Source organism: Galactobacter sp., assembly GCF_022712295.1.
In the GTDB taxonomy this organism is placed as follows: Bacteria; Actinomycetota; Actinomycetes; order Actinomycetales; family Micrococcaceae; genus Galactobacter.
Genome location: NZ_JALAGT010000034.1, coordinates 1 through 6501, shown reverse-complemented (window position 1 = coordinate 6501; position 6501 = coordinate 1). Strand labels below are relative to the sequence as shown.

The 6501-nt window shown below is 67.2% G+C and carries 6 protein-coding genes and 1 pseudogene; 6 read left to right on the top strand and 1 reads right to left on the bottom strand.

Translation table 11 applies throughout. The features are described from left to right. From Q0A15_RS02660 to Q0A15_RS02650, 3 genes are all read left to right on the top strand, one after another. A partial coding sequence (locus tag Q0A15_RS02660; RefSeq protein ID WP_367273351.1) for an acyl-CoA dehydrogenase family protein occupies nt 1-1357 on the top strand: 1357 nt, incomplete at its 5' end. Nucleotides 1358-1688: 331 nt separating this feature from the next. Further along, the gene (locus Q0A15_RS02655; protein WP_291277991.1) at nt 1689-2405 is read left to right on the top strand and encodes a transglycosylase family protein; all 717 of its coding nucleotides are present in this window, start codon (nt 1689-1691) and stop codon (nt 2403-2405) included. Nucleotides 2406-2523: 118 nt separating this feature from the next. Continuing rightward, nucleotides 2524-3285, top strand: coding sequence for an SDR family NAD(P)-dependent oxidoreductase (locus Q0A15_RS02650; protein ID WP_291277990.1), 762 nt, complete (start codon nt 2524-2526; stop codon nt 3283-3285). A 55-nt stretch (nt 3286-3340) separates the two neighbouring features. Here the strand turns inward: Q0A15_RS02650 and Q0A15_RS02645 are convergent, their stop codons facing one another. Further along, complete coding sequence (locus tag Q0A15_RS02645; protein WP_291277989.1) at nt 3341-4051, bottom strand: HAD family phosphatase; 711 nt, start codon at nt 4049-4051, stop codon at nt 3341-3343. A 97-nt stretch (nt 4052-4148) separates the two neighbouring features. On the opposite strand from Q0A15_RS02645, the gene Q0A15_RS02640 reads away from it, so the two are divergent. The 3 genes and pseudogenes from Q0A15_RS02640 to Q0A15_RS02630 form a co-directional block, all read left to right on the top strand. Continuing rightward, the gene (locus Q0A15_RS02640) at nt 4149-5417 is read left to right on the top strand and encodes a glycoside hydrolase family 3 N-terminal domain-containing protein (RefSeq protein WP_291277988.1); all 1269 of its coding nucleotides are present in this window, start codon (nt 4149-4151) and stop codon (nt 5415-5417) included. Between the two features lie 65 nt (nt 5418-5482). Further along, nucleotides 5483-5989 carry a LexA family transcriptional regulator gene (locus tag Q0A15_RS02635; protein WP_291277987.1) on the top strand — a complete coding sequence of 169 codons (507 nt, stop codon included), beginning with the start codon at nt 5483-5485 and terminating at the stop codon, nt 5987-5989. A 105-nt stretch (nt 5990-6094) separates the two neighbouring features. Beyond that, nucleotides 6095-6361, top strand: a pseudogene (locus Q0A15_RS02630) (DNA polymerase V subunit UmuC); the annotation flags it as partial. Nucleotides 6362-6501 lie beyond the last annotated feature (140 nt).

Genomic DNA, 6501 nt, shown 5'->3' with positions numbered 1-6501 from the left:
GCCCAACCCTGCCGCCAAAGCGGCAAACACCGAGGCGGCAAACACCGAGTCGACGAACGAAACCGACCCGAGCCCCGCCGTCGGGCAGGACCACGAGCGGGTGGCCCGCCTGCGGGCCCACTACGCTCCGCTTCTCGAGCGGATCCGCGAGGGTGCCGCGCGTCGGGACCAGACCCGGGAGCTGCCGCGCCAGGAGATCCGCGACCTGGCTGCGGCCGGATTCGGGGCTCTGCGCGTGCCCCAGGAATACGGGGGCGAGGGGCTCACCGTTCCGGAGTTCTTCGAACTGGTCACCGACCTCGCCGCCGCGGACTCCAATCTGGCCCAGGCGCTGCGTGGTCACTTCGCGCTCGTGGAGGACCGTCTTCTGGCGCCCCTCGGCGCCTCCCGCGATCGTTGGTTGCGGCGCTTCGTCGCCGGGGAGATCGCGGGCAACGCGTGGACCGAGGTCGGCTCCACGCAGTTGGGCGGCGTCAACACCGTCGTCACGCGCCACGAGGACGGGACCGCGACGGTGACGGGGGAGAAGTACTACTCGACGGGCTCCATCTTTGCCGACTGGATCGACGTCTGGTCCAGGGACGCGGCCACGGGTGAGGACGTGATCTCGCTGGTGTCCACGCGGCAGGACGCCGTGGAGCTCAGCGACGACTGGACGGGGTTCGGGCAACGCACCACCGGCACAGGCACCACGGTCTTCCGTGCAGCGAAGGTGGAGGAAGTGGTCCCCGTGACCGAGCGCTTCCGTTATCAGACCGCCCTGTATCAGCAGGTTCTGCTCTCGGTCCTGGCCGGGGTGGCTCGCGCCGCGTCGCGCGATGTCGGCGCCGTCCTGGCCGCCCGCAAGCGCGGATATTCGCACGGTAACGCCGAGGAGACCTCGCGTGATCCGCAGTTGCTCGCCGTGGTCGGTGAGGTGGACTCCGCCGCGTTCGCTGCCGCCGCCGTCTCGGCGCGCGCGGCGGAGGCGCTGCAGGGTGCCTACGACGCCGGGGTCGCGCTGCGCGCCGCCCAGGATTCGGTGCCCGACGGCGAGGATGTTGCCTTGCGGACCGAGGCTCTGCGAGTGGCCGACGACGCCGCGGTGGACCGCGCGGAACTCGCCACAGCACAGGGGCAGGTGGCGTTGTCCACCTCGGTCCCTGCCGCGGTCACTCGCCTGTTCGACGCCTTGGGTGCCTCGGCAACGGACACCGGGACGGATCTGGACCGGCACTGGCGCAATGCCCGCACGGCGGCCAGCCACAATCCGTGGGTCTACAAGGCGCGCATCGTGGGTGAACACGTGGTCCACGGAGAGGCTCCGGTCAGGCTGTGGTCGGTAGGAAAGACGTCCGCAGCGTCTTCGGCAGTGTGACGAAGCATACTTAGCACTCTCACAGGAGACGATCCGAGGAGGCGGATCCCCGGAATTCCGGGGATCCGCCTCCTCGGACTGTGACGTGGTCGGCATGAACTGATACCGATGTCGAAACCCAAGGGTTGCCAGAGTCGTGATCATTTCGTTACCGTCGTTGAGTCACGTTTCGATAACGACTCCCGAACGGCCAAAAGTCGGGACGAGTCGGAACACGAGGACGATCGGCCTCATCCCGTTCGCGTTTCGTCCTCTACCCACGGATCCTCGATGATCGCGTATGAACGGGCAGCCACGTGCTGGAGGCGACGCATGGAGAACGTTGACCATCATGAAGAACACCAAGCTTCGCCGCACCGGCCTCGCCGGCGGCACCGCAGTCCTCGCACTGGCCGCTGGTAGCGCCCTCGCCGCAGCTCCCGCTAGCGCAGCACCCGCACCCTCCACCAACTGGGACGCCGTCGCTCAGTGCGAGTCCGGTGGAAACTGGTCCATCAACACCGGCAACGGCTACTCCGGTGGCCTGCAGTTCACGCAGAGCACCTGGGCCGCCAACGGCGGCAAGGGCTCCGCTCACAATGCCTCCAAGGCTGAGCAGATCCGCGTTGCAGAGAGCGTGAAGCGCACCCAGGGCATGGGCGCATGGCCCACCTGTGGCGCTCGCGGCGGCTCCTCGGCAACCGTCAAGCAGGCTCCGGTCCAGAAGAAGGCCACCACCAACTACACCACCCAGAAGGTGCAGCGCACCGCTCAGCAGACCCCGGTCCAGCAGCAGCGCACCGTGCAGCAGGCTCCGGTCCAGCAGGCTCCTGTGCAGCAGCAGTCCGCCGCCAAGCACGTGGCTCCTGCCGCTGCCCCCGCGGTGCAGAAGACCGACGCCAAGGGCTCCGGCAAGTTCGTCACCGTGAAGTCGGGCGACACCCTGGCCAAGATCGCGCAGAACAACAAGGTCTCCAACTGGATCGACCTGTACTCGGTCAACGCCGACGAGGTCTCCAACCCCGACCTGATCCTGGTGGGCCAGAAGCTGGAGCTTCCCGCCAAGTGAACCCGAGGTGTTGCAGCGCTTGAGCGCTGAGGCATCTTTCAGCGGCCCCTGGTCAACCTCCGTGAGGAGGTTGACCAGGGGCCGCTGCTTTGTCCGGTCGCGCAGCTAGGGTGGGTCCATGCGTATCGAGAACTCCATCGCCATCGTCACGGGCGGAGCCTCCGGGCTCGGCCTGGCAACCGTCACGGCCCTCGTGGAACGCGGGGCCGAGGTCTTCGTCCTCGACCTCGACTCCGATCGGGCGCGGGACATGGTCGCCACCCTGGGTAAGCGTGCCCACCTGATCCCCACTGATGTTCGGGACGAGGCCGCCGTGCAGGCCGCCGTGGATACAGCGGCGGCCGCGGGGGACCTCAGGATCTGCGTGAACTGTGCGGGCGTGGGGACGCCTGGCAAGCTCGTGGGCCGCGATGGCGCACTCCCGCTTGAGCAGTTCATGCGGGTGGTCGGTATCAACCTCGGCGGCACGGTGAACGTCATGGCCAAGGCCGCGGAGGCCATGCAACGGGTGGATGCGGACGGTGAGGAACGCGGAGTCATCATCAACACCGCATCGGTCGCGGCGTTCGACGGGCAGATCGGCCAGATCGCCTACGCCGCATCCAAGGGCGGGGTTGCGGCGGTCACCCTCCCCGCGGCGCGAGAGCTGGCTCGTCACCTGATCCGTGTGGTCACCATCGCGCCAGGCACCTTCGAGACGCCCATGATGGCGTCCCTGCCGGAGGCCGCGCGTGAATCCTTGGGCGCGCAGGTGCCGCACCCGTCTCGGCTCGGTCGTCCCGACGAGTACGCCAACTTCGTCCTGGCGATCCTGGACAACCCGATGCTCAACGGTGAAGTGGTGAGGCTGGACGGCGCCATCAGGATGGCGCCCAAGTAAACCGCGCCGAAATCAACCGTGCCCAAGTCAACCGGTTGGCGCCGGCCGGCCCCGGTCAGGCGGCCGGGCCCTCGATGAGGGAACCCAGGAATTCCGGCGTCACCACGGTGAGGTCACGGACCAGGTGCAGGCCATCCCGCTCCGGGACGGGCACATGCAAGGGGATGCCCACGGTTCTCAACCCGGCCGTCAGCGATGACGTGGTTCCGGGGATCGAGTCCTCGAGCGCCACGGAGTGCGCCGCATCTATCGGTGCCTCGGGGGTTCCGTGCGCTGAATCCAGTAGCGCCAACCCCATCAGGTACGGCTCGGGGTCGGGTTTGCCCTTCTCCACTCGCTCGCCGGTCACGCGAATGCTGAACGGATCGAAGCCCAGGTTCTCCACCACCGCATCGGCCATGGGCATCTCGCTCATGGTCACGAGCGCCTGCGGGACTCCGGCCTCGTGCAGCGCCCGCAGGAGGTCCTTGGCCCCCGGACGCCAGGAGATCTCGGTGGCCATACGCGCAACCACGTCCCCGATGAGGGTGTCGATGATCTGTCGTACCGATAGTCGCAGCCCGCGGGAGCGCAGCAGCTCCGCGGAATCCGGAAGGGCATTGCCGACCATCAGCATGGCGTCTTCATGAGTCCACGGCAGGCCGTGATCCTCCATGATCCTGGATTCGGCGTCCATCCAGAGCGGCTCGGAGTCCACGAGGGTTCCGTCGAGGTCCCAGAGCACTGCGCGGGGCAGCCGGGATCCGGAATGAAGCGTCGATGGCATGAGTACGGCTCCTACGATGACGAGGGCGGGAACGGTTTCGAGTCTACGGCCAACCCGTGCAGCGCCCACCCAGGCCGGCCACGTAGCATCGATCCACATGGTCCGGAAACGACGTGGTGTTCGATGCTGGCGGTCTCTGCTGCCTGCCGTGCTCGGCCTGGCGGCCGTGTCGGTGGCCGCCTTGGCGGCCTGTTCCCAGGGTTCAACGGCGGGTCCCGGCTCCGCGGCCCCCTCGGCTCCCGAGGCGAGTCCGGGCACCCAAGGCGCCGAGGAACCGTCGGGCACTGCGGCGTCGGAGCGGGACGAGGCCGAGCGTCGGGTGCAGAAGATGACCACGAAGCAGAAGGCCGGTCAGGTCATCATGGCCGACGTCCCCGTGGGACTGGGGCAACCGGGCGTACAGGATCGGGCCAGGCAACTCGGATCCTTGGAGATCGGCAACGTGTTCCTGTCCGGGCGAAGTGCGGCCGGGGTGGAGGAGATCCGCCGGCTCACCGCCACTGTGCGTGGCTCCATCGAGACGTCAGGTCTCACGCCCTGGATCGCCGTGGACCAGGAGGGTGCCAGCGTGCAGACCCTGACGGGGAACGGTTTCTCTCGGATGCCCAACGCGCTGACGCAGGGCGGATGGCCCACGCAGCGGTTGCGGGACCAGGCCGGGACCTGGGGTCAACAGCTGGCCGCGGCCGGTGTGAACATGAATCTGGCCCCGATCGCGGACACGGTCCCGGAAGGTACCGCGGCCGCCAACCCGCCCATCGGCTATTTCTCCCGTCAGTACGGATCGACGCCGGACGCGGTGGCGCAATCCTCTGCGGCCTTCGCCAAGGGAATGCAGGAGGCCGGCGTGGCTCCGGTGCTCAAACATTTCCCCGGGCTCGGGTTGGTGCATCAGAACACCGACACCACTGCGGGCGTGACGGACGCGGAGACCGGCGAGGGCAGCGACCAACTGCAACCGTTCGTGCAACAGATCGACGACGGTGCGCCGTGGATCATGGTGTCCTCGGCGATCTACCCTCGGCTGGATCCGGATGCCCCTGCGACCTTCTCGGAACCGGTATTGAGTGCGTTGCTGAAGGACGATCTCGGCTTCGATGGTGCCGTGATCTCCGATGACCTGTGCTCGGCGCGAGCGGTTCGTTCGATCCCGCTCCACGAGAGGGCTCAACGTTTCTTCAAGGCAGGTGGGGATCTCTTCCTGTGTGGGGGTGGGGCGCCTCCGTCCCAGGTCCGGGAGCTCTCCGAAGGCATCGCGAAGGCGGCCGAGTCCGATCCCGACATGGAGAAGGCGTTGGATCGTGCAGCGGCCACCGTGGTGGAGAGCAAGCTGCGTCATCGATCGGAGGTCACTGCCCTAGACTGATAGCAGAAATGTTCTACGGCCACTGGGTGGCTGAAGCGTAGTGAAGCGGAGCGGGGTGAGCGAGCATGGCAGCGCGATCGGCGGACCATGCGCATGGCGGACGTGCCGCACCGGGAGCCGATCGCCATGACGCGGGTGGGGGCCCCGACCGCTACGGAGCGGCCTGGTCGGTCGGTGAAGGCGGTGCAGGGACCGGTACCCCGACGCAGGCCCAGGGCTTCCCGTCCCCGGCCCAGGACTACTTCCATGGTGGTTTGGATCTGAATCGGCTGCTGGTCAGGGACCGCGCCTCCACCTTCATCATGCGGGTCTCCGGCGACGCGATGGCTCCGGGCGGCATGTCCAACGGGGATGAGATCATCGTGGACCGTGCGCTGTCTCCCCGGGACCGAAGCGTGGTCGTGGTGGTGCTGGACGGCGAACTCACCTTGCGGCGTTGGTATCAACGCGAGCATCTCGGCCGAACCCAGGTGCTGTTGGCAACGGATGACGCAACGCGATCCCATCGCGTGGGTCCGGACACCGATCTTGTGGTCTGGGGCGTCGTGACGAGGTGTCTGCATCATGTCTGAGACCGATCATGTCTGAGGGCAACGATGTCTGAGCTGGTGGGCCGCGCCGAGGACTGGCAGCTGGAGCATGTCCACCGCGATCCAGCCGCGGATCCGGAGGCGGGAGTGCGCCGTGAACGCACCGCTCTGGTGGACGTGAACAACTTCTATGTCTCCTGCGAGCGTGCCTTCGACCCCACTTTGCTCAATCGCCCGGTCGTGGTGCTCTCCAACAACGACGGCTGCGTGGTGGCGCGGTCGGAGGAGGCCAAGGCGCTCGGTATCGCGACCGGGACGCCGTGGTTCAAGCTCGCGCCGTCGGCAGACCGATTCCGCCTGGCAGCGCGCAGCTCCAACTACGAGCTCTATGGGGACATGTCCGCCCGCGTGATGAACCCTCGCATGTTGCAGTGAATGCAACTGTCCGTGCTTGCAATCGATACCTATTCGGCTCCTTCGGTGTCGAAGTGTTCCGACCATAACAGCGTGATCTCGCGGATGCGGAGATCTGGGTTGACACAGTGATGCACTGT

Coding starts and splice junctions, on each gene's coding strand:
- Q0A15_RS02655 (WP_291277991.1), top strand. CDS start 1,689: ATGAAGAACACCAAGCTTCGCCGCACCGGCCTCGCCGGCGGCACCGCA.
- Q0A15_RS02635 (WP_291277987.1), top strand. CDS start 5,483: ATGGCAGCGCGATCGGCGGACCATGCGCATGGCGGACGTGCCGCACCG.
- Q0A15_RS02645 (WP_291277989.1), bottom strand. CDS start 4,051: ATGCCATCGACGCTTCATTCCGGATCCCGGCTGCCCCGCGCAGTGCTC.
- Q0A15_RS02640 (WP_291277988.1), top strand. CDS start 4,149: ATGGTCCGGAAACGACGTGGTGTTCGATGCTGGCGGTCTCTGCTGCCT.
- Q0A15_RS02650 (WP_291277990.1), top strand. CDS start 2,524: ATGCGTATCGAGAACTCCATCGCCATCGTCACGGGCGGAGCCTCCGGG.